This window comes from Pseudomonas sp. GW822-FHT04H02, from assembly GCF_058800645.1.
Window position 1 is genome coordinate 1080574 of the sequence record NZ_JBXAMM010000002.1, and the last position, 19983, is coordinate 1100556.

The window sequence follows — 19983 nt, forward strand, 5'->3', positions numbered from 1 at the left end:
TTGAATGGCGCGTTCAGGTGCTGGATGCGTTTAAGACTGCTTGGAGGTCGAATTGGACAAGAACATGAAAATCCTCATCGTTGATGACTTTTCAACGATGCGGCGGATCATTAAGAACCTGTTGCGTGATCTGGGATTCACCAACACGGTCGAGGCCGACGATGGCACTACCGCCATTCCGGTACTCAACAGCGGGAGCATCGACTTTCTGGTAACGGACTGGAACATGCCGGGCATGACCGGTATCGACCTGCTGCGCCACGTGCGCGCCGATGAAAAACTCAAGCACCTGCCGGTATTGATGGTGACTGCTGAAGCCAAGCGCGAGCAGATCATCGAAGCTGCCCAGGCCGGCGTAAACGGCTATGTCGTCAAACCATTCACGGCTCAGGCGTTGAAAGAGAAGATCGAAAAAATCTTCGAACGCATCGGTTGAGACGCGTAGCCATTCCGCCACGGGGGAGCTATGGAGCATAACGAATCTTCACTGGGCGACTTTGAGTCGACCCTGAAAAAACATGCGCTGGAACTGGTCGAGAGCCTTGAAAAGGGCCGGTTCGGCGAAGCGGTGCAATTGATCCATGAGCTCAATCAGACCCGTGACCGCGGCCTGTACCAGGAAGTGGGCAAGCTCACCCGCGAGCTGCATAGCGCGATCGTCAATTTCCAGATTGACCCGCACATGCCGCAAGCCGAGGAAGTTTCACAGATCACGGATGCCACTGAGCGCCTGTCCTATGTGGTCCGGCTGACGGAAGCCGCAGCCAACCGCACCATGGACCTGGTGGAGAGCAGCACCCCGCTGGTCAACGGCCTGAGCACTGAAGCCCAGGCCTTGAGCGCAGACTGGGGGCGCTTCATGCGGCGCGAGGTCGGCGCTGAAGAGTTTCGCGAGCTGGCGCGCCGGGTCGACAGTTTCCTGACGCGCAGCGAACAGGAAACCCGTACCGTTTCCGGCCACCTCAACGACATTCTGCTGGCGCAGGATTACCAGGACCTGACCGGTCAGGTGATCAAGCGTGTGACCCAGTTGGTCACGGAAGTCGAAAGCAATCTGCTCAAACTCGTCTTGATGGCCAGCCAGGTCGATCGTTTCGCCGGTATCGAACATGACCGTGAATCGATCCTCGCTGAAAAAGATCCGCAAAAACATCTCGCCAAGGGTGAAGGTCCGCAGATTCATGCCGATAAACGGGAAGACGTTATGTCCGGTCAGGACGATGTAGACGATTTGCTTTCCAGCCTTGGATTCTAGGAGCACCCATTAATGAGCTTCGGCGCCGATGAAGAGATCCTTCAGGATTTCCTGGTTGAGGCCGGCGAGATTCTAGAGCAACTGTCCGAACAACTGGTCGAGCTGGAAAGCCGGCCGGATGATGCGGACTTGCTCAATGCAATTTTTCGCGGTTTTCACACTGTTAAAGGGGGCGCCGGCTTCCTCCAGCTCAATGAGCTGGTGGAGTGCTGCCACATCGCCGAGAACGTCTTCGACATCCTGCGCAAGGGTGAGCGGCGAGTCGACTCGGAACTGATGGACGTGGTGCTTGAAGCTCTGGACGCGGTGAACGGCATGTTCAGCCAGGTCCGTGAGCGCACCGAAATCACCGCTGCCACACCGGAGTTGCTGGCGGCCCTGGCGCGCCTGGCCGAACCTGCCGGTGCCGAGCCTGCAGCACCTGCTGTGGAAGAGGTGGTTGAGCCGGTTGCCGAGCCTGTGGCCGAAGAAAGCCCGGCAGGGGACATCACCGATAACGAATTCGAGCTGTTGCTCGACTCGCTGAATGCCGCCAAGGCCGAAGCCGAAGCAGCGCCTGCCGCCGCACCTGCGGCCCAGGGCGAGCCGGCCAGCGATGAAATCACCGACGCCGAGTTCGAATCCCTGCTCGATCAGTTGCACGGCAAGGGCCAGTTCGCCCCGGATGCCGTGGCACCGGCCGCGGCCAGTGCCACCAGTGGTGCGGCTGGCGCAGGTGATGAGATCACCGACGATGAATTCGAAGCATTGCTGGACCAGTTGCATGGCAAGGGCAACTTCGCCGTGGAGGCCCTGGATTCGGCCGTGGCGGCGGCGCCTGCCGCTCCTGCCGCAGCCGCACCAAGCGCAGCCGCAGCCGGCAGCGACCTGATCACCGATCACGAATTCGAATCCCTGCTGGATGAGTTGCACGGCAAGGGCAAATTCTCCGAAACCCCGGGTGCGGCCAAGCCAGCCGCGGCCACTGCGGCTCCGGCTGCGGCGGCCACTGCTGCCGTCGCCAAGCCGGCGGCGAAGAAGCCCGAGCCCAAGGCCGAGGCGCCGAAAGCTGCCGCTGCTCCTGCTGCGGCACCGGCACCGGCTCGCGCCGCCGCTGCGGCCCCGCCGGCGGAAAAGCCTGCCAGCGAAGCGGAAACCACGGTGCGTGTCGATACCGCGCGCCTGGACGAAATCATGAACATGGTGGGCGAGCTGGTGCTGGTGCGTAACCGCCTGGTGCGCCTGGGCCTCAACAGCGGCGACGAAGCCATGTCCAAGGCCGTGTCGAACCTCGACGTGGTGACTGCCGACCTGCAGACCGCGGTGATGAAGACCCGCATGCAGCCGATCAAGAAGGTCTTCGGGCGCTTCCCGCGCCTGGTTCGCGACCTGGCCCGGCAGCTCAAGAAAGAGATCAACCTGGAGCTGGTGGGGGAAGAAACCGACCTCGACAAGAACCTGGTAGAAGCCCTGGCCGACCCGCTGGTGCACTTGGTGCGCAACGCGGTGGACCACGGCATCGAATCGCCGGAAGAGCGCGAAGCCTCGGGCAAGTCCCGTGGCGGCAAGGTGGTACTGGCGGCGGAACAGGAAGGCGACCACATCCTGCTGTCGATCTCCGATGACGGCAAGGGCATGGACCCGAACGTGTTGCGCGCCATCGCCGTCAAGCGCGGCGTGATGGACAAGGACGCCGCCGACCGCCTGAGCGATACCGAGTGCTACAACCTGATCTTTGCCCCGGGCTTCTCCACCAAGACCGAGATTTCCGATGTGTCCGGTCGCGGTGTGGGCATGGACGTGGTGAAGACCAAGATTTCCCAGCTCAATGGTTCGATCAACATCTATTCGACCAAGGGCCAGGGCTCGAAGATCGTCATCAAGGTGCCGTTGACCCTGGCGATCATGCCGACACTGATGGTCATGCTCGGCAACCAGGCATTCGCTTTCCCGCTGGTCAACGTCAACGAGATCTTCCACCTCGACCTGTCGCGCACCAACGTGGTGGACGGCCAGGAAGTGGTGATCGTGCGCGACAAGGCGTTGCCCCTGTTCTACCTCAAACGCTGGCTGGTCAGTTCCGCCGCTCATGAAGAGCAGCGCGAGGGCCACGTAGTGATCCTTTCGGTGGGTACCCAGCGGATCGGCTTTGTCGTCGATCAACTGGTGGGCCAGGAAGAAGTGGTCATCAAGCCCTTGGGCAAAATGCTTCAGGGAACCCCGGGCATGTCCGGCGCCACCATTACCGGTGACGGCCGCATTGCTCTGATCCTCGATGTTCCGAGCATGCTCAAGCGTTACGCCGCACGGCGTATTTGATTCGGCGGGGAGGGGCGGTTGGCCTCGCCCCACCTAACGGAGTGTTTATGGCAGTCAAAGTCCTGGTGGTGGACGATTCGGGTTTTTTCCGCCGCCGCGTCTCGGAAATTCTTTCAGCGGATTCGAATATCCAGGTCGTCGGCACGGCGACCAATGGTAAAGAGGCGATCGATCAGGCCCTGGCGCTCAAGCCGGACGTGATCACCATGGACTACGAGATGCCGATGATGGATGGCATCACCGCAGTGCGGCACATCATGCAGCGCTGCCCGACGCCGGTCCTGATGTTCTCCTCCCTGACCCACGAAGGCGCCCGAGTTACCCTCGATGCGCTGGATGCCGGGGCGGTGGACTTTCTGCCGAAGAACTTCGAGGACATCTCGCGCAATCCCGAGAAGGTCAAGCAGTTGCTGTGCGAGAAGGTCCACAGTATTTCGCGCAGCAATCGGCGCTTCAGCAGCTACAGTGCTCCGGCACCGCAGCCGGCGAGTGCTCCGGCACCTGCTCCTTCGAGCTTCGCCAGTTCGCGCTCGCCAGCTCCCGCACCGACTCCGGCCCGCGCAGCGGCGCCGGCGGCCAGTGCGAATTCGCCGGCACCCAAGCGCAAGGCCTACAAGCTGGTGGCCATTGGTACGTCCACAGGCGGCCCGGTGGCGCTGCAGCGGGTCCTGACCCAGCTGCCGGCCAACTTCCCGGCCCCCATCGTCTTGATCCAGCATATGCCGGCGGCCTTCACCAAGGCCTTTGCCGAGCGTCTGGACAAGCTCTGCCGCATCAGCGTCAAGGAAGCCGAGGATGGCGACATCCTGCGTCCAGGCCTGGCGCTGCTGGCGCCTGGCGGCAAGCAGATGATGGTCGACGGTCGCGGTGCGGTGAAGATTCTCCCGGGCGATGAGCGCTTGAACTACAAGCCGTGCGTGGATATCACCTTCGGCTCTGCGGCCAAGTCCTACAGCGACAAAGTTCTGGCGGTGGTGCTCACCGGCATGGGCGCCGACGGTCGCGAAGGCGCGCGTCTGCTCAAGCAGGGCGGCAGTGCGGTCTGGGCCCAGGACGAGGCCAGCTGTGTGATCTATGGCATGCCAATGGCCATCGTCAAGGCCAACCTGGCGGATGCGGTGTACAGCCTGGACGACATCGGCCGGCACCTGGTCGAGGCCTGTCTCTGATGGATGTGCTCAGCCTTATCGGGATCATCATGGCGTTTGTCGCCATCATCGGTGGCAACTACCTTGAGGGGGGGCACCTGTCGGCCCTGGCCAACGGTCCGGCGGCACTGATCGTGCTCGGCGGGACCATCGGCGCGGCACTGCTGCAGTCGCCGCTGAGCGCCTTCAAGCGGGCCATGCAGATCCTTGCCTGGATCCTGTTCCCGCCCCGGGTCGATCTGCCGGGCGGCATCGACCGGGTGGTCAACTGGAGCCTCACCGCGCGCAAGGAAGGCCTGCTGGGCCTGGAAGGCGTGGCGGATGCCGAGCCTGACAGTTATGCGCGCAAGGGCTTGCAGTTGCTGGTGGACGGTGCCGAACCCGAAGCCATCCGCAGCATTCTCGAGGTGGATTTCTATACCCAGGAAAGTCGTGATATCGAGGCCGCCAAGGTGTTCGAGAGCATGGGCGGCTATGCGCCGACCATCGGCATCATCGGCGCGGTAATGGGGCTGATCCACGTGATGGGCAACCTGGCCGATCCATCCCAGCTGGGTAGCGGCATCGCCGTGGCCTTCGTCGCCACTATCTATGGGGTGGCCAGTGCCAACCTGGTGCTGCTGCCGATCGCCGCCAAGCTGAAATCCGTTGCCTTGCGCCAGTCGCGTTACCGGGAAATGCTCCTCGAAGGCATCCTGTCGATCGCCGAAGGCGAAAACCCCCGCTCCATCGAGCTGAAGCTGCAAGGCTTCATGGACTGATTATGGCCCGTCGTCGCCAGCAAGAAGAACACGTCAACCATGAGCGCTGGTTGGTTTCCTACGCCGACTTCATTACCTTGCTGTTCGCGTTTTTCGTGGTCATGTACTCGATTTCCTCGATCAACGAGGGCAAGTACAAGGTCATTTCCGAAGCCTTGATCGGGGTCTTCACCGACTCCGATCGTAGCCTCAAGCCGATTCCCATCGGCGACGAGCGTCCCAAGACCGTGACCCCGGCCAAGCCCCTGGTCAAGGACAGCGACCAGACCGACGCCGGCATCGCCGGGGCCAGTGACCCGCTGAAAAGCATCGCCGATGACATCAGCGCAGCCTTCGGCGACCTGATCAGCTCCAACCAGATGACCGTGCGCGGCAATGAACTGTGGGTGGAGATCGAGCTCAACTCCAGCCTGCTGTTCGGCAGTGGCGATGCCATGCCCAGCGACCAGGCGTTCACCATCATCGACAAGGTGGCGAAGATCCTCAAACCCTTCGACAACCCGATCCATGTCGAGGGCTTCACCGACAACCTGCCGATCCAGACCGCGCAGTACCCGACCAACTGGGAACTGTCCTCGGCCCGTTCGGCGAGCATCGTGCGCATGCTGGCGATGCAGGGGGTGAACCCGGCGCGCATGGCCTCGGTGGGCTACGGTGAGTTCCAGCCAGTGGCCAACAACGCCACCGCCGAAGGCCGGGCGCGCAATCGCCGGGTGGTGCTGGTGGTGTCGCGCAACCTGGATGTGCGCCGCAGCCTGACCGGTACCGGCACCGCCCATGCAACACCGGATGCGGCACTCAAGCGTGCTGGCACACAAACTGCACCAACCCCGGTCAAAACGCCGGTACAGGGAAGCGCCGTCAATTCTCCGTCACCTGCTTTATAACTTAGCGCTATGTCTCGCCCCGCTGTGGCCGGGCGGGAGGAACCAACCGAATGAGAGTCTGGGCAGTTGCCAATCAAAAGGGTGGTGTCGGTAAAACCACCAGTTCCATCGCTTTAGCCGGCTTGCTGGCCGAGGCGGGCAAGCGTGTGGTCGTGGTCGATCTCGACCCCCACGGCTCCATGACCAGCTACTTCGGCTATGACCCGGACAGCCTGGAGCACAGCAGCTACGACCTGTTCCTGCACAAGGGCAATGTGCCCCAGGACCTGCCGGGCCAGTTGTTGCTGGGCACCAGCCACGAGCGTATTTCGCTGTTGCCGTCCAGCACCGCGCTGGCCACCCTGGAGCGCCAGTCGCCGGGGCAGAGCGGCCTGGGCCTGGTGATCGCCAAGAGCCTGGCGCAGCTGTGGCAGGATTTCGACTATGCGGTGATCGACAGCCCCCCGTTGCTCGGGGTGCTGATGGTCAACGCCCTGGCGGCCAGCCAGCAGTTGGTGATCCCGGTGCAGACCGAGCACCTGGCGGTCAAGGGCCTGGAGCGCATGGTCAATACCCTGGCCATGGTCAATCGCTCGCGCAAGCAACCCTTGCCGTTCACTATCGTGCCGACCCTGTTCGACCGCCGTACCCAGGCCTCCCTGGGCACCCTGCGGGTACTGCGGGACAAGTTTCCCGAGGAGATCTGGCAAGGCTACATTCCGGTGGATACCCGCCTGCGCGACGCCAGCCGGGCCGGGGTCACCCCTTCGCAATTCGATGGCAAGAGCCGCGGCGTACTGGCCTACAAGGCCTTGCTCAAGCACTTGCTGGCCCAGCAGCTCGTGGCGCAGGTGGCTTGACGTGAAGCGTTATTCAAGTCGCCACGCCGCCCGGCCGATAACCCCTACAGGTCACTGTATCGGGGTTTTAGCGTGGGCATCCTCATGAACCGTCCTCTGGATGTAAAGAGCCGGCCGCAGTTGGCGCTGCAGTCGTACCTGGACGCTTTGCTGCAGGACGCCACCGACGAGGAGTTGCTGCCAGAGCCGCCGATCCCGGTGCCCGCCCCGGTAGTGGTCGAAGCCTCCAGTGAAGTGCTGGATGAATTCCAGGCCGCGGTACTGGAAGAGCAGGCCCGTGACGCCGAGCTCCAGCAGCACTCGGCGCCTGCGGTTGCTGCGCCAGAGCCTATTGCCACCCCGGTGCTGGAAGCGCCGGAGCCCATGCCAAGCACCCTCTCGCCCGTGGTGCCGATGCTCCAGGCCCTGGTGCCGCCCGTGGTGGAAGTGCACTTGCCGCCGAGCAATACGCCGCCTCCGGTCACCGGCAGCGATCGTCCCGCCTGGGCGGCAGAGCCGTTCGAGTGCCTGTTGTTCGATGTTGCGGGCCTGACCCTGGCGGTGCCCCTGGTATGCCTGGGCTCGATCTATTCCCTGGCCGGGCAGGAGCTGACGCCGCTGTTCGGCCAGCCGGAATGGTTCCTCGGTATCCTGCCGAGCCAGGCTGGCAACCTGAAGGTGCTGGATACCGCACGCTGGGTCATGCCGGATCGCTACCGCGACGATTTCCGCCAGGGCCTGCAGTACGTGATCTCGGTCCAGGGCTATGAGTGGGGGCTGGCGGTGCATCAGGTCAGCCGCTCGCTGCGCCTGGACCCCAATGAAATCAAGTGGCGCAGTCACCGTGGCCAACGCCCGTGGCTGGCCGGCACGGTGATTGAACATATGTGCGCCTTGCTCGATGTTGCCGAACTGGCGGAATTGATCGCCACCGGTGGCGCCAAGCAGATGGCGATCAGTCAAGCGGCCCACAAGCCGAAGTAAACCAACAACAGGCCGCGTCCGTCGGGCGTGGCCACACAGAACACACGCCGTTTTCAACGGTTATTTGAGGGGTCAGGGTATGAATAAGTCGTCGTCTGCACAGGGTTCCGAAGATCCGATCCTGCAATGGGTCACCTTCAAGCTGGATAACGAGTCCTACGGCATCAACGTGATGCGGGTCCAGGAAGTGCTGCGCTATACCGAGATCGCTCCGGTGCCGGGCGCACCCAGCTACGTGCTGGGGATCATCAACCTGCGCGGCAACGTGGTGACCGTGATCGATACCCGCCAGCGCTTCGGCCTGGTGCCGACCGAAGTCAACGACAACACCCGGATCGTCATCATCGAAGCCGACAAGCAAGTGGTCGGGATCATGGTGGACAGCGTCGCCGAAGTGGTTTACCTGCGCCAGTCGGAAGTCGAGACCGCGCCGAACGTCGGCAACGAAGAGTCGGCCAAGTTCATCCAGGGCGTGTGCAACAAGAACGGCGAACTGCTGATTCTGGTTGAGCTGGACAAGATGATGAGCGAAGAGGAATGGTCGGAACTGGAGAGTATCTGATTGATCCTCGAGGTAGCGGTAATTGTCCTGGCGATCCTCTGGGTCGCCACTCTGGCTCTGTTCCTGTCCTACACCCGCAACCAGCGGCAGATTGCTGCCCAGCAGGCTGAGGGTGACGCCGTGCGCGACCAGCGGATCAAGGAGCTGGCCAAGCGCGTCGACCATTACCAGAGCGGTACGGTGCGCATGGGCGAGGACCTGCACGAGTTGCGCGCTGTGGTAGCGCCTTTGCCGGACAAGCTGGCCCAGCTGGAGCAGCGTGACCCTTCCAGCCTGTCGTTCGCCCAGGCCGCGCGCCTGGTGGGCATGGGCGCCAGCGTCGATGAACTGACCCAGTCCTGCGGCCTCACCCAGGCCGAAGCGGAGCTGGTCAGCAAGCTGCACAAAGGCTGATGTAGCCGCGAACGCCCGCTGCAAAAAAGGCCCCTGGGGCCTTCATGCGGCCGGGCTGTATCAGTAATCGTCGCCGCGTTCGGTGATGTCCTTCTCCAGTTCCGCCCGTTGCGGATCATGCCCCGCCGGGAACTTGCCCTTGAGGTTCCAGGCGAAGGCGATGATCTCGGCGATGGTCCGGTACAGCTCCGGCGGAATGCTCTCGCCCAGCTCCAGTCGCGCCAGCAGCTTCACCAGCTCGGCGTTCTCGTAGATCGGGACTTCATAGTCCCGGGCAATCTTCAGGATGGCTTCGGCCAGTTCGTCATCGCCCTTGGCGGTGAGGGTCGGAGCCTGCTGGCCATCGTATTTGAGGGCGATGGCCTGGCGTGGTGGCGGAGAGTGCTTCATGCGGTTTCGTCCACCCAGCGTTGTTCCAATCGGGTTTGCGGGCCCTGGGGCGGAGTGCCGAGGTGGCAATCCAGGTCGCCGACATTCAGTCCCGAGGCCAGCAGGCGTTCGCGCAGGTTGCCCAGGTGGCTTTCAATCAGGCTCGCCGTGTAGGGGCGCTCGGCCCAGAGCTGGCTGGACAGCCGGCCCTGGATCAGCTGTGCCTGGACTTGCAGCGGGCCCAGAGGCTCCAGGTCGAAGGCCAGGTCGACCCGCCACAGGGCCTGCTTGGGCTCACGTTCCTCGCGTTTGTGTTCCGGCTCCGGTTCCGGCGCCTCTTCGCGCTGCAGCTTGACCTGCAAGGGCACGATGTCCTGCAGGTTGCGCATGGGGATTTCCAACTGCCAGGTACTCAACAGCCGGCCATCGTCGGTCAGGCCGCTTTGCTCCAGGCTCGACAATTGATGGCTCTGCAAGCGCGATACGGCCGCGGCGGCCAGGCGCAGCAGTTGTTCCAGGTCACCTTCGCCTTCCAGGCTCTGCAGCAACCGTTCCGGCAATGGAAAGCCGGTGGGCGAAGCCTTGGCGCTGACCTGGCCGAGGGTACCCAGGGCGCTGCGCACGAAGCTGGGCAGCGACTGGGCCAGGGTGTTGGCGGCCAGGATGGCGTTGAAGCTGGTGGAGGAGGGCAGGCCCGGGGTCAGCTGGGCGATCAGGCGCAACAGGTCGGCCTTCATGTCCGGCACCTGCCCCGGGTTGGCCCCGGCCAGCAGCCGGGCTTCCAGGAACAGGCCGCTGCCCAGCAAGGCCTGGGCCACGCCGCGCGGGTTGCTCAGTTGCTGCACGTCGGGCAGGCCGGCCAGCAGGCGCTCGACGGCGGCGCGCAGGTCGGTGGAGGTGGTCGAGGGGTCACTGTCGGCGGGCAGGTTCTGCAGGGCGTTGATCAAGCTACTGAGGGAGCCCTGGCGGCTTTGCTGGCTGGCCAGTTGGGCGGCGATGGCCAATTGCTCCTGACGGCTGCTCAGGGGGACGAAATTCAGGGTCTGGGCATCCGAGACCAGGGCGCTGAGCAGGCTGCCGATGCGCAGCGGCTGCGGGCTTTCGATGCTCAGGGTGGCGCCGCTCTGTGCGGTGTTGAGCAGGCTCACCAGGGAGCGATAGATCGCCGGCTGGCTGGTGCCCTGAGGCAGCATCTGGCTGGTCAGCACCTTGGCCTGGATCAGGGTGCCGGGGGGCAGTTGGCTGGTGTCCAGGCGGGTCAGGGCGGCGACACTGGAGGCGATGGCCTGTTGCACGGTGATCGCCAGGTTGCCCGCCGAGGGTTGGGTGACCGCCAGGCTGGTGCCCTGGGGCAGGGGTTGATTGCTGGTGGCCTGCAAAGTGGTTTGCCGGCCGTTGTCCAGGGTCACTTTGAGCAGCAACTGGAACGTCTGGTCGGTCTGCTTGAGCGACAGCACTTCGGCCTTGGCGCTCTGGCCGGCGGCAATCAGGCCCTCCAGGGGCGGCACCAGCTTCAGCAGTTCCCCGCTGATCGCCTGGGGGCGCGAGGCGCCGGGCGCGGGCACCTGGGGCGCAGGCAGGATGTTCATTTCGCCTGTCATTCGGACACAACCTGTGGAAATTAGCCCTCATAAGCGTAGGGCTTCGCATGTATAATGCCGCCCGTCTTTGGGGGAGTGGTGAAAACATTGCAATTGTTTGACGCAGCTCTCTAGAACAGGCCGCCAATGCATTTATCCTGCATCTCTTTAACGGCCGCTCCGTTGCCGACTTGAACCTGTAAAGGCCCGCTATCCCTTGACCAGCCCTCTTCTCGAAGCCGTAGCACTCGCCTGTGAGCGCGATTGGCGGATGCTATTTGAACACCTCGAGTTGCGTCTGACGGGCGGCGACATGGTGCAGATCAGCGGCCCCAACGGCAGCGGCAAGACCAGCCTGCTGCGCCTGCTGGCCGGGTTGATGCAGCCCACCAGCGGCCAGGTGCTGCTCAATGGCCAGCCATTGCACGCCCAGCGCGCGGAACTGGCCCGCAACCTGTTGTGGATCGGCCATGCCGCCGGCATCAAGGAGCTGTTGAGCCCCGAGGAGAACCTCAGCTGGCTCTGTGCCCTGCACCAGCCTGCCCGGCGCGAGGCGATCTGGCAGGCCCTGGCGGCGGTCGGCCTGCGCGGTTTCGAGGATGTGCCGTGCCATACCCTTTCCGCCGGCCAGCAGCGCCGCGTGGCCTTGGCGCGCCTGTACCTGGACAGCCCGCCGTTGTGGATACTCGACGAACCCTTCACCGCCCTCGACAAGCAAGGCGTGGCCCAGCTCGAAGAACACCTGGCGGGCCATTGCGAGCGCGGCGGCATGGTGGTCCTGACCACCCACCACAGCCTGGCCCGCATGCCTTCCGGCTACCGTGACATTGACCTGGGACGGTGGGCCGCATGAGTGTGTTTGCCCTGTTGGTGGCCCGTGAAGCGCGCCTGTTGTGCCGGCGCCCGGCGGAACTGGCCAACCCCTTGGTATTTTTCGCAATCGTTGTCGCACTGTTCCCCCTGGCCGTGGGACCTGAGACACAATTGTTGCAAACCTTGTCTCCGGGGCTGGTCTGGGTAGCGGCCCTATTGTCCGTCCTGCTCTCGCTGGACGGGCTTTTTCGCAGTGATTTCGAGGATGGATCCCTGGAGCAGTGGGTCCTTTCGCCGCACCCCCTGGCTCTTCTGGTTCTGGCCAAGGTACTGGCACACTGGGTGTTTTCCGGGTTGGCACTGGTCTTGCTCGCGCCCTTGCTGGCGGTGATGCTGGGGCTGCCTGCCGCCTGTCTGCCGGTGCTGCTGATGTCCCTGCTGCTGGGGACCCCGGTGCTCAGCCTGCTGGGCGCAGTAGGCGCGGCATTGACGGTAGGGCTCAAGCGTGGCGGCCTGCTGCTGGCGCTGCTGATCCTGCCGTTGTACATCCCGGTACTGATTCTCGGCAGTGGCGCCCTGCAGGCGGCATTGCAGGGCATGCCGGCAACCGGTTACCTGCTCTGGCTTGGGAGCCTGACCGCCCTGGCAGTAACCTTGACACCCTTTGCAATAGCGGCTGGCCTGAAGATCAGCGTCGGCGAATAATAATGAGGTCTGATCATTTTTTGATCACTTCTTTCTGAGAAAAGACCCAGGCTTTTCGACCACGAAAAGCACCCGTGATGGAAATAGTGAATGAACTGGACTTGGTTTCATAAGCTCGGCTCGCCTAAATGGTTTTACGGCATCAGTGGCAAGCTGCTGCCCTGGCTGAGTGTTGCCGCCGTGTTGCTGATCGGCATCGGCGTGGTCTGGGGCCTGGCCTTTGCGCCACCGGATTACCAGCAAGGCAACAGTTTCCGCATCATCTACATCCATGTGCCGATGGCGATGCTGGCCCAGTCCTGCTACGTCATGCTGGCCGTGTGCGGTGTGGTCGGGCTGGTGTGGAAAATGAAACTGGCCGATGTCGCCCTGCAATGCGCGGCGCCCATCGGGCACTCGATCACTTTCCTGGCCCTGGTGACCGGGGCTATCTGGGGCAAGCCGACCTGGGGTTCCTGGTGGGTCTGGGATGCCCGACTAACGTCGATGCTGATCCTGCTGTTTCTGTACGCAGGTCTGATTGCGCTCAATGCCGCCATCAGCAATCGTGACAGCGCCGCCAAGGCCTGTGCGGTGCTGGCGATTGTCGGCGTGGTGAATATCCCGATCATCAAATACTCGGTGGAATGGTGGAACACCCTCCACCAGGGCGCGACCTTCACCCTGACCGAAAAGCCTGCCATGCCGGTGGAAATGTGGCTGCCGCTGCTGCTGACCTCGTTGGGTTTCTACTGTTTCTTTGGTGTGCTGCTGTTGCTGCGCATGCGCCTTGAGGTGCTCAAGCGTGAAGCCCGGACCAGTTGGGTCAAGGCCGAAGTCCAACGCAGCCTGGAGGCCGCCCGATGAGCTTTGCATCCTTCAGCGATTTTCTCGCCATGGGCCATCACGGCCTCTACGTCTGGTCGGCCTATGGCATTTGCCTGGTGGTCCTGGCTCGTGAGCTGGTGGCGCCGATCCTGGCGCGCAAGCGCTATCTGCAACAAGAGGCGCGTCGTCTGCGCCGGGAGAACGGTAAGTGAATCCGCTGCGTAAAAAACGTCTTTTGATCATCCTGGCGATTCTGGTCGGTGTCGGCATTGCCGTTGGCCTGGCCCTCAGCGCGCTGAAGGAAAACATCAACCTGTTCTACACCCCGACCCAGATCGCCAATGGCGAAGCCCCGCTGGACACGCGGATCCGCGCCGGCGGCATGGTCCAGGCCGGTTCCCTGCAGCGTTCCGCCGACTCCCTGGACGTGAAATTCGTGGTCACCGACTTCAACAAGTCGGTGACCATCACCTACCGCGGCATCCTTCCGGACCTGTTCCGCGAAGGGCAGGGCATCGTTGCCCTGGGCAAGCTCAACGCCGATGGCGTGGTGGTGGCCGATGAAGTGCTGGCCAAGCACGACGAGAAGTACATGCCGCCGGAAGTCACCAAGGCCCTGAAAGACAGCGGCCAGTCGGCACCGACACCAGCGAAAGAGGGTTAAGCCATGAGTTCCGCACTGTTCGTTCCCGAACTCGGTCACCTGGCGATGATCCTCGCCCTGTGCTTCGCCCTGGTCCAGGCCGTGGTGCCGCTGCTGGGGGCCTGGCGCGGTGATCGCCTGTGGATGAGCCTGGCCCAGCCGGCTGCCTGGGGCCAGTTCGCCTTCCTGGCGTTCGCCTTCGGCTGCCTGACCTACGCTTTCATGAGCGACGATTTCTCGGTGGCCTATGTCGCCAGCAACTCCAACAGCGCCTTGCCCTGGTACTACAAGTTCAGTGCCGTGTGGGGGGCTCACGAAGGCTCGCTGCTGCTCTGGGCACTGATCCTCGGTGGCTGGACCTTCGCCGTGTCGGTGTTCTCGCGCCAGTTGCCCCAGGTGATGCTGGCCCGGGTGCTGGCGGTGATGGGCATGATCAGCACCGGCTTCCTGCTGTTCCTGATCATGACCTCCAACCCGTTTTCGCGGATCCTGCCCCAAGTGCCGGCCGATGGTCGCGACCTCAACCCGCTGTTGCAGGACATTGGCCTGATCGTTCACCCGCCGATGCTCTATATGGGCTATGTGGGTTTTTCGGTGGCCTTCGCCTTCGCCATCGCCGCTTTGCTCGGCGGTCGCCTGGACGCCGCCTGGGCTCGCTGGTCGCGTCCCTGGACCATCGTGGCCTGGGCCTTCCTCGGCATCGGCATCACCCTGGGCTCCTGGTGGGCCTACTACGAGTTGGGCTGGGGTGGCTGGTGGTTCTGGGACCCGGTGGAAAACGCCTCGTTCATGCCCTGGCTGGTGGGCACGGCGCTGATCCACTCCCTGGCGGTCACCGAAAAGCGCGGGGTGTTCAAGAGCTGGACCGTGCTGCTGGCGATTGCCGCCTTTTCCCTGAGCCTGCTGGGGACTTTCCTGGTGCGTTCCGGCGTCCTGACTTCGGTGCATGCCTTCGCCTCCGACCCTGAGCGCGGCGTGTTCATCCTGATTTTCCTGCTGTTCGTGGTGGGGGGGGCGCTGACCCTGTTCGCCCTGCGCGCGCCGGTGGTCAAGAGCCAGGTGGGCTTCAACCTCTGGTCGCGGGAAACCCTGCTGCTGGGCAACAACCTGGTGCTGGTGGTGGCGGCCTCGATGATTCTCCTCGGCACCCTGTACCCGCTGGTGCTGGACGCCCTGACCGGCGCCAAGCTGTCGGTGGGCCCGCCGTACTTCAACGCGCTGTTCATTCCGCTGATGGCCCTGCTGATGGTGGTGATGGCGGTGGGCGTGCTGGTGCGCTGGAAAGACACCCCGGTGAAATGGCTGGTGGGCATGCTCGGCCCGGTACTGCTGGGTAGCGTGGCCCTGGCCGTGGTTGCGGGCATCGCCTATGGCGACTTCAACTGGGCCGTGCTGGCGACCTTCCTGCTGGCGGCCTGGGTGCTGCTGGCCGGGGCTCGCGACATCGTCGACAAGACCCGGCACAAGGGCCTGATCAAGGGCCTGCCGAGCCTGACCCGCAGCTACTGGGGCATGCAGCTGGCGCACCTGGGCATCGCGGTCTGCGCCCTGGGCGTGGTGCTGTCGAGCCAGAACAGCGCCGAGCGCGATCTGCGCCTGGCGCCGGGTGAATCCATGGAACTGGCCGGCTATCACTTCATCTTCGAGGGCGCCAAGCACTTCGAAGGGCCGAACTTCACTTCCGACAAGGGCACCGTCCGCGTGGTGCGCAACGGCAAGGAAGTGGCGGTGCTGCATCCGGAGAAGCGCCTGTATACCGTGCAGAGTTCGATGATGACCGAGGCCGGGATCGATGCCGGCTTCACCCGCGACCTGTATGTGGCCCTTGGCGAGCCCCTGGGCGATGGCGCCTGGGCGGTGCGGGTACACGTCAAGCCGTTCGTGCGCTGGATCTGGTTCGGCGGCCTGCTCACCGGTTTCGGTGGCTTGCTGGCGGCCCTGGACCGGCGCTACCGGGTCAAGGTTAAAAGCCGCGTGCGCGAAGCGCTGGGCATGACAGGAGCTACGGCATGAGACGCTGGATGATGATGCTGCCCCTGGCGGTGTTCCTGGTGGTGGCAGTGTTTCTCTATCGCGGGTTGTACCTGGACCCGGCCGAACTGCCGTCGGCGATGATCGGCAAGCCGTTCCCGGAGTTCTCCCTGCCGTCGGTGCAGGGCGACAAGACCCTGACCCGCGCCGACCTGCTGGGCAAGCCGGCGCTGGTCAACGTCTGGGGCACCTGGTGCATTTCCTGCCGGGTCGAGCACCCGGTACTGAACAAGCTGGCCGAGAGGGGCGTGGTGATCTACGGCATCAACTACAAGGACGTCAACGCCGATGCCCTGAAGTGGCTGGCCGAATTCCACAATCCCTACCTGCTGGACGTGCGTGACGAGGAGGGCTCCCTGGGCCTGAACCTGGGCGTCTACGGCGCTCCGGAAACCTTTTTCATCGACGCCAAGGGCATCATCCGCGACAAGTACGTCGGGGTGATCGACGAAGTGGTGTGGCGCGAGCAACTGGCCGCCAAGTACCAGGCCCTGGTCGACGAGGCCAAGCCATGAAGCGCTGGTTAGCCGCCGCCATCCTGGGCCTGGGCATCGCCGGCATGGCCCATGCCGCCATCGACACCTACCAGTTCGCCAACGACACCGATCGCGAACGGTTCCACGAGCTGACCAAGGAACTGCGCTGCCCCAAGTGCCAGAACCAGGACATCGCCGATTCCAACGCGCCGATTGCTGCCGACCTGCGCAAAGAGATTTTCCGCATGCTCGGCGAGGGCAAGGACAACCAGCAGATCATCGACTTCATGGTCGATCGCTACGGTGACTTCGTGCGCTACCGGCCGGCCCTGACCGGCAAGACTGCCTTGCTCTGGTTCGGCCCCGCCGGGTTGCTGCTGGGCGGGCTGGTGATCATTGTCGTGATTGTCCGGCGTCGGCGCGTGCAGCGCAGCGACAGCCCGAACACGCTTTCCGTCGAAGAGCGTCAGCGCCTCGACCAACTGCTGGATAAAAACCACCCATGATTGATTTCTGGCTTGCGGCAGGCCTGCTGCTCCTGATTGCCCTGAGTTTCCTGTTGATCCCGGTATTGCGTGAGCGTCGCGCTCAGCGTGAAGAGGATCGTACCGCGCTGAACGTGGCGCTTTATGAAGAGCGCGTGGCCGAACTGCACAGCCAGCAGCAGGAAGGCGTGCTCAGTGCCGAACAGATGGACAGTGGCCGTGCCGAAGCCGCGCGCGAACTGCTGGCCGATACCGAAGGCAGCGCTAACGTGCGCACTTCGCGCCTGGGCAAGCCGCTGCCGTTGCTGGCCGCGCTGCTGGTGCCGGTACTGGGCCTGGGCCTGTACCTGCATTTTGGTGCCAGCGACAAGGTCGAGCTGACCCGGGAGTTCGCCCAGGCGCCACAGTCCATGGAGGAAATGACCCGGCGCCTGGAGCGTGCGGTAGCGGCCCAGCCGGATTCCGCCGAAGGCCTGTACTTCCTCGGCCGAACCTACATGGCCCAGGACCGGCCGGCGGACGCGGCGAAGATCTTCGAACGCACCGTGGCCCTGGCCGGGCGCCAGCCCGAGCTGCTGGGGCAATGGGCCCAGGCGCAGTACTTTGCCGACAACAAGCAATGGTCGGACAAGGTCCAGGGCCTGACCGACGAAGCCCTGAAAGCCGACCCCAATGAAGTCACCAGCCTCGGGCTGCTGGGGATCGCCGCCTTCGAAGGCGGGCGTTTCCAGGAAGCCATCGACTACTGGAAGCGCCTGCAGGCGCAACTGCCGCCGGACGACAACTCCCGCGCCGCGTTGCAGGGCGGTATCGACCGCGCCAGCGAGAAGCTGGTGGCCAGTGGCGGCAAGGTTGCCAGCGAACCTGCGGCCAAGGCTCAGGCCAAGGGCGCGGTGCTCAAGGTCAGGGTCGACCTGGCGGCCGAGCTCAAGGCCAAGGTCCAGCCGGGCGACAGCGTGTTCATCTTCGCTCGTGCCACCCAGGGCCCACCCGCGCCGCTGGCGGCCAAGCGCCTGACCGTGGCCGACTTGCCGGCCACGGTCGAGCTGGCGGATGCCGACGCGATGATGCCGCAGTTGAAACTGTCGAACTTCCCTGAAGTCCAACTGGTTGCGCGCGTGTCCCGCGCCGGCCAGCCGACGGCCGGCGAGTGGGTCGGGCGCAGCCAGCCTCTGGCCAGCAGCACCACCGCTGCCCAGCAGCTGACCATCGACAGCCCGGATCAATAATCAGAGAAGCCGCCATGACCGCCATCGCTCGTATCACCCTGTTATCACTGGTCCTGGGGTTGAGCGCATGTACGGTCCATCGGCCGGTGCCCACCAGCTCCGAGCCGATCCCGCCGGCAGGGCCGAGCACACGCCCGGCCCCGTCCACGGCGCCGGGTACGCCCAGCGCGCCGATCCCCGCCGCCAAGCCCCTGCCACGCACCTCCGCCAGCTTCGCGCCGCCACCGGGCGGGCACAGCCATTGGGATGCGCGGTTGGGGGTCTATGTGCTGGATGACCAGAGCAACACCTTCTACCGCCAGCGCACCTACTACCGCTGGAACAATGGCTGGAGCCGCTCCATCAGCCCTGACGGGCCCTGGGAAGACACCGATATCCATGGTGTGCCCGCCGGGCTTGGTCGCCAGTTCCTGTAACCCTGTCCGATAAGCGCAGAGGCGCAGGCCAGAGCCTGCGCCCGGGCTGGATTATTTAAGCCTCGGGATGCCTGGCCGATACAGCGGGGTGTTCCCGAGTATCAGCCGTTGAGCGCCCGATGAAGAATGACCTGAACAAACCCTATTTCACGCCGATGGTGTTCTGGCTTGCGCTGATCTGTGTGCTGTTGCTGGTGTATGGCTTTGGCCCGACCGAGGTGCCGGAGCTGATCTACCTGTCGCTGGAGCCGGTGTGCCTGCTGCTGGCATTCGTCTTCATGTACTACTTCTTCTGCTGGAGCCTGATCTCGGTCTTTCGCTTGGGCGAGATCGGCTGGAAGCGCGTGGACTACGCCTGGCTGCTGCTGGCGTCCCTGGCCCTGATCAGCGCCACCCAGGCGGTGCGCGTGGACTGGTTCCAGACCGACTACCAATTGGCGCAGCAGGCCCAGGCCGGGCTGCAGCGGCGTGTGGCCACGGAGATTGAGGACATGCTGGGCGCGGAGCACTGCAAGGCGGCCATCGCTCGCTACGAGCCCCAGGATGCGGCCCAGGTCAGCAGCCTGTGCGAGCGTTTTGCAGCGCTGGAGCGCACCGCGGACGGGCGCCTTTCGGTCTTGGCAGAGGTCAAGGTGCAGCAGGCGCTGGAGGATATCCGCGGCGAATACACGGCGGCTCCCATCCGCCAATGGCTGCAGGGCTTGAGTGAAAGCATCAAGGAACTGGAGCAGCAGCGGGCCGAGGTGCGGCGCCTGTACGGGTTGGTAACGGTCAGCGCTACCGAGAGGCTCTACAGCTACTTCGTGCCCTTGCTGCTGGTGATCGCCCTGGCATTGCGCGCCTCCAAGGTCACCGGCGAAGTGCTGCTCAAGGCACCACGACGGCGCAAGCTGTGGCTGATCATCAACCGCCGCGTGGTCATCGATGGCCTGGGTTTTGCCCGTGGCGCCCGGGCTCGGCTGGATGAAGCCCTGGGCAATTGGCGGGTAGCCCGTTGGGGCGTGGTGCACCTGGGCTGCGACTTCATCGGCGCCCCCGGCCCCCAGGACACCCCGGTCCCGGTCACCCCGGGCTTCTATGAAAGTGAATTCCAGCTGGCCAGCCTGGCCGACTTCGACAGCAGCGAGTTCGTCGAATGGGCCGCGACCCAGACCATCGACACTCTGTACCTGGTGGGGGAAACCGATGCCGGCCTGATCGGGCGCCTGCGGCTCTGGGGGGCGGCGGCCAATATCGAAGTCCTGGTACGCGAACGCATCTGAGGCGCTCGCTCCTGTTCAGCTTGCCTGCCCGGGCAACTCCGGGCAGGGGCAAGGGCGCCGC

Annotated in this window: 23 protein-coding genes; 21 read left to right on the forward strand and 2 right to left on the reverse strand. The window is 64.0% G+C overall.

Annotated features, from left to right (window positions below):
• Positions 1 to 64 precede the first annotated feature (64 nt).
• The 10 genes from AC1RMG_RS11780 (at position 65) to AC1RMG_RS11825 (ending at position 9106) form a co-directional block, all read left to right on the forward strand.
• Positions 65 to 436, forward strand: a complete 372-nt coding sequence (locus tag AC1RMG_RS11780; RefSeq protein ID WP_003183998.1) for a chemotaxis response regulator CheY — start codon at positions 65 to 67, stop codon at positions 434 to 436.
• Positions 437 to 466: 30 nt separating this feature from the next.
• On the forward strand, positions 467 to 1255 hold the full coding sequence (locus AC1RMG_RS11785; protein ID WP_011060004.1) for a protein phosphatase CheZ: 789 nt from the start codon (positions 467 to 469) through the stop codon (positions 1253 to 1255).
• Between the two features lie 12 nt (positions 1256 to 1267).
• Positions 1268 to 3553 carry a chemotaxis protein CheA gene (locus AC1RMG_RS11790; RefSeq protein WP_065363385.1) on the forward strand — a complete coding sequence of 762 codons (2286 nt, stop codon included), beginning with the start codon at positions 1268 to 1270 and terminating at the stop codon, positions 3551 to 3553.
• Positions 3554 to 3600: 47 nt separating this feature from the next.
• A complete protein-coding gene (locus AC1RMG_RS11795; RefSeq protein WP_493169257.1) occupies positions 3601 to 4722 on the forward strand; it encodes a protein-glutamate methylesterase/protein-glutamine glutaminase in 1122 nt (373 codons plus the stop codon).
• Positions 4722 to 5462 (forward strand): flagellar motor protein, encoded by a 741-nt coding sequence (locus AC1RMG_RS11800; RefSeq protein WP_011060007.1) that lies wholly within the window; start codon positions 4722 to 4724, stop codon positions 5460 to 5462. The genes AC1RMG_RS11795 and AC1RMG_RS11800 overlap by 1 nt, the downstream gene beginning before the upstream one ends.
• Before the next feature lie 2 nt (positions 5463 to 5464).
• The gene (gene motD, locus AC1RMG_RS11805) at positions 5465 to 6349 is read left to right on the forward strand and encodes a flagellar motor protein MotD (RefSeq protein ID WP_011060008.1); all 885 of its coding nucleotides are present in this window, start codon (positions 5465 to 5467) and stop codon (positions 6347 to 6349) included.
• Positions 6350 to 6399: 50 nt separating this feature from the next.
• Positions 6400 to 7188: a ParA family protein gene (locus AC1RMG_RS11810; RefSeq protein ID WP_011060009.1), complete on the forward strand. Its 789-nt coding sequence runs from the start codon at positions 6400 to 6402 to the stop codon at positions 7186 to 7188.
• 84 nt (positions 7189 to 7272) lie between these two features.
• Entirely contained in the window at positions 7273 to 8151 is an 879-nt protein-coding gene (locus AC1RMG_RS11815; RefSeq protein WP_320334658.1) for a chemotaxis protein CheW, read from the forward strand.
• 79 nt (positions 8152 to 8230) lie between these two features.
• Positions 8231 to 8713: a chemotaxis protein CheW gene (locus tag AC1RMG_RS11820; protein WP_011060011.1), complete on the forward strand. Its 483-nt coding sequence runs from the start codon at positions 8231 to 8233 to the stop codon at positions 8711 to 8713.
• Positions 8714 to 9106, forward strand: a complete 393-nt coding sequence (locus AC1RMG_RS11825; protein ID WP_011060012.1) for a DUF2802 domain-containing protein — start codon at positions 8714 to 8716, stop codon at positions 9104 to 9106.
• A gap of 60 nt (positions 9107 to 9166) precedes the next feature.
• On the opposite strand, the gene AC1RMG_RS11830 is transcribed toward AC1RMG_RS11825, so the two are convergent.
• Positions 9167 to 9496 carry an EscU/YscU/HrcU family type III secretion system export apparatus switch protein gene (locus tag AC1RMG_RS11830; RefSeq protein WP_053156958.1) on the reverse strand — a complete coding sequence of 110 codons (330 nt, stop codon included), beginning with the start codon at positions 9494 to 9496 and terminating at the stop codon, positions 9167 to 9169.
• A complete protein-coding gene (gene fliK / locus AC1RMG_RS11835) occupies positions 9493 to 11076 on the reverse strand; it encodes a flagellar hook-length control protein FliK (protein WP_053156962.1) in 1584 nt (527 codons plus the stop codon). The genes AC1RMG_RS11830 and fliK overlap by 4 nt, the downstream gene beginning before the upstream one ends.
• A 196-nt stretch (positions 11077 to 11272) precedes the next feature.
• On the opposite strand from fliK, the gene ccmA reads away from it, so the two are divergent.
• From ccmA to AC1RMG_RS11890, 11 genes are all read left to right on the forward strand, one after another.
• Entirely contained in the window at positions 11273 to 11908 is a 636-nt protein-coding gene (gene ccmA / locus AC1RMG_RS11840; RefSeq protein WP_011060015.1) for a cytochrome c biogenesis heme-transporting ATPase CcmA, read from the forward strand.
• Entirely contained in the window at positions 11905 to 12573 is a 669-nt protein-coding gene (gene ccmB / locus AC1RMG_RS11845) for a heme exporter protein CcmB (protein WP_011060016.1), read from the forward strand. The genes ccmA and ccmB overlap by 4 nt, the downstream gene beginning before the upstream one ends.
• Positions 12574 to 12663: 90 nt before the next feature.
• Positions 12664 to 13419, forward strand: coding sequence for a heme ABC transporter permease (locus tag AC1RMG_RS11850; RefSeq protein ID WP_011060017.1), 756 nt, complete (start codon positions 12664 to 12666; stop codon positions 13417 to 13419).
• Positions 13416 to 13592 (forward strand): heme exporter protein CcmD, encoded by a 177-nt coding sequence (gene ccmD / locus AC1RMG_RS11855; RefSeq protein WP_011060018.1) that lies wholly within the window; start codon positions 13416 to 13418, stop codon positions 13590 to 13592. The genes AC1RMG_RS11850 and ccmD overlap by 4 nt, the downstream gene beginning before the upstream one ends.
• Positions 13589 to 14044: a cytochrome c maturation protein CcmE gene (gene ccmE / locus AC1RMG_RS11860; RefSeq protein WP_011060019.1), complete on the forward strand. Its 456-nt coding sequence runs from the start codon at positions 13589 to 13591 to the stop codon at positions 14042 to 14044. Before ccmD ends, ccmE begins: the two co-directional genes overlap by 4 nt.
• Before the next feature lie 3 nt (positions 14045 to 14047).
• Positions 14048 to 16036, forward strand: coding sequence for a heme lyase CcmF/NrfE family subunit (locus tag AC1RMG_RS11865; protein ID WP_493169261.1), 1989 nt, complete (start codon positions 14048 to 14050; stop codon positions 16034 to 16036).
• Positions 16033 to 16569: a DsbE family thiol:disulfide interchange protein gene (locus tag AC1RMG_RS11870; RefSeq protein WP_015634648.1), complete on the forward strand. Its 537-nt coding sequence runs from the start codon at positions 16033 to 16035 to the stop codon at positions 16567 to 16569. Before AC1RMG_RS11865 ends, AC1RMG_RS11870 begins: the two co-directional genes overlap by 4 nt.
• Complete coding sequence (locus AC1RMG_RS11875) at positions 16566 to 17036, forward strand: cytochrome c-type biogenesis protein (RefSeq protein ID WP_011060022.1); 471 nt, start codon at positions 16566 to 16568, stop codon at positions 17034 to 17036. The genes AC1RMG_RS11870 and AC1RMG_RS11875 overlap by 4 nt, the downstream gene beginning before the upstream one ends.
• On the forward strand, positions 17033 to 18244 hold the full coding sequence (ccmI, locus tag AC1RMG_RS11880; protein ID WP_015634649.1) for a c-type cytochrome biogenesis protein CcmI: 1212 nt from the start codon (positions 17033 to 17035) through the stop codon (positions 18242 to 18244). Before AC1RMG_RS11875 ends, ccmI begins: the two co-directional genes overlap by 4 nt.
• Before the next feature lie 14 nt (positions 18245 to 18258).
• Positions 18259 to 18660 carry a hypothetical protein gene (locus AC1RMG_RS11885; protein ID WP_493169263.1) on the forward strand — a complete coding sequence of 134 codons (402 nt, stop codon included), beginning with the start codon at positions 18259 to 18261 and terminating at the stop codon, positions 18658 to 18660.
• 119 nt (positions 18661 to 18779) lie between these two features.
• Positions 18780 to 19922 carry a hypothetical protein gene (locus tag AC1RMG_RS11890; protein WP_493169265.1) on the forward strand — a complete coding sequence of 381 codons (1143 nt, stop codon included), beginning with the start codon at positions 18780 to 18782 and terminating at the stop codon, positions 19920 to 19922.
• Positions 19923 to 19983: the final 61 nt, after the last annotated feature.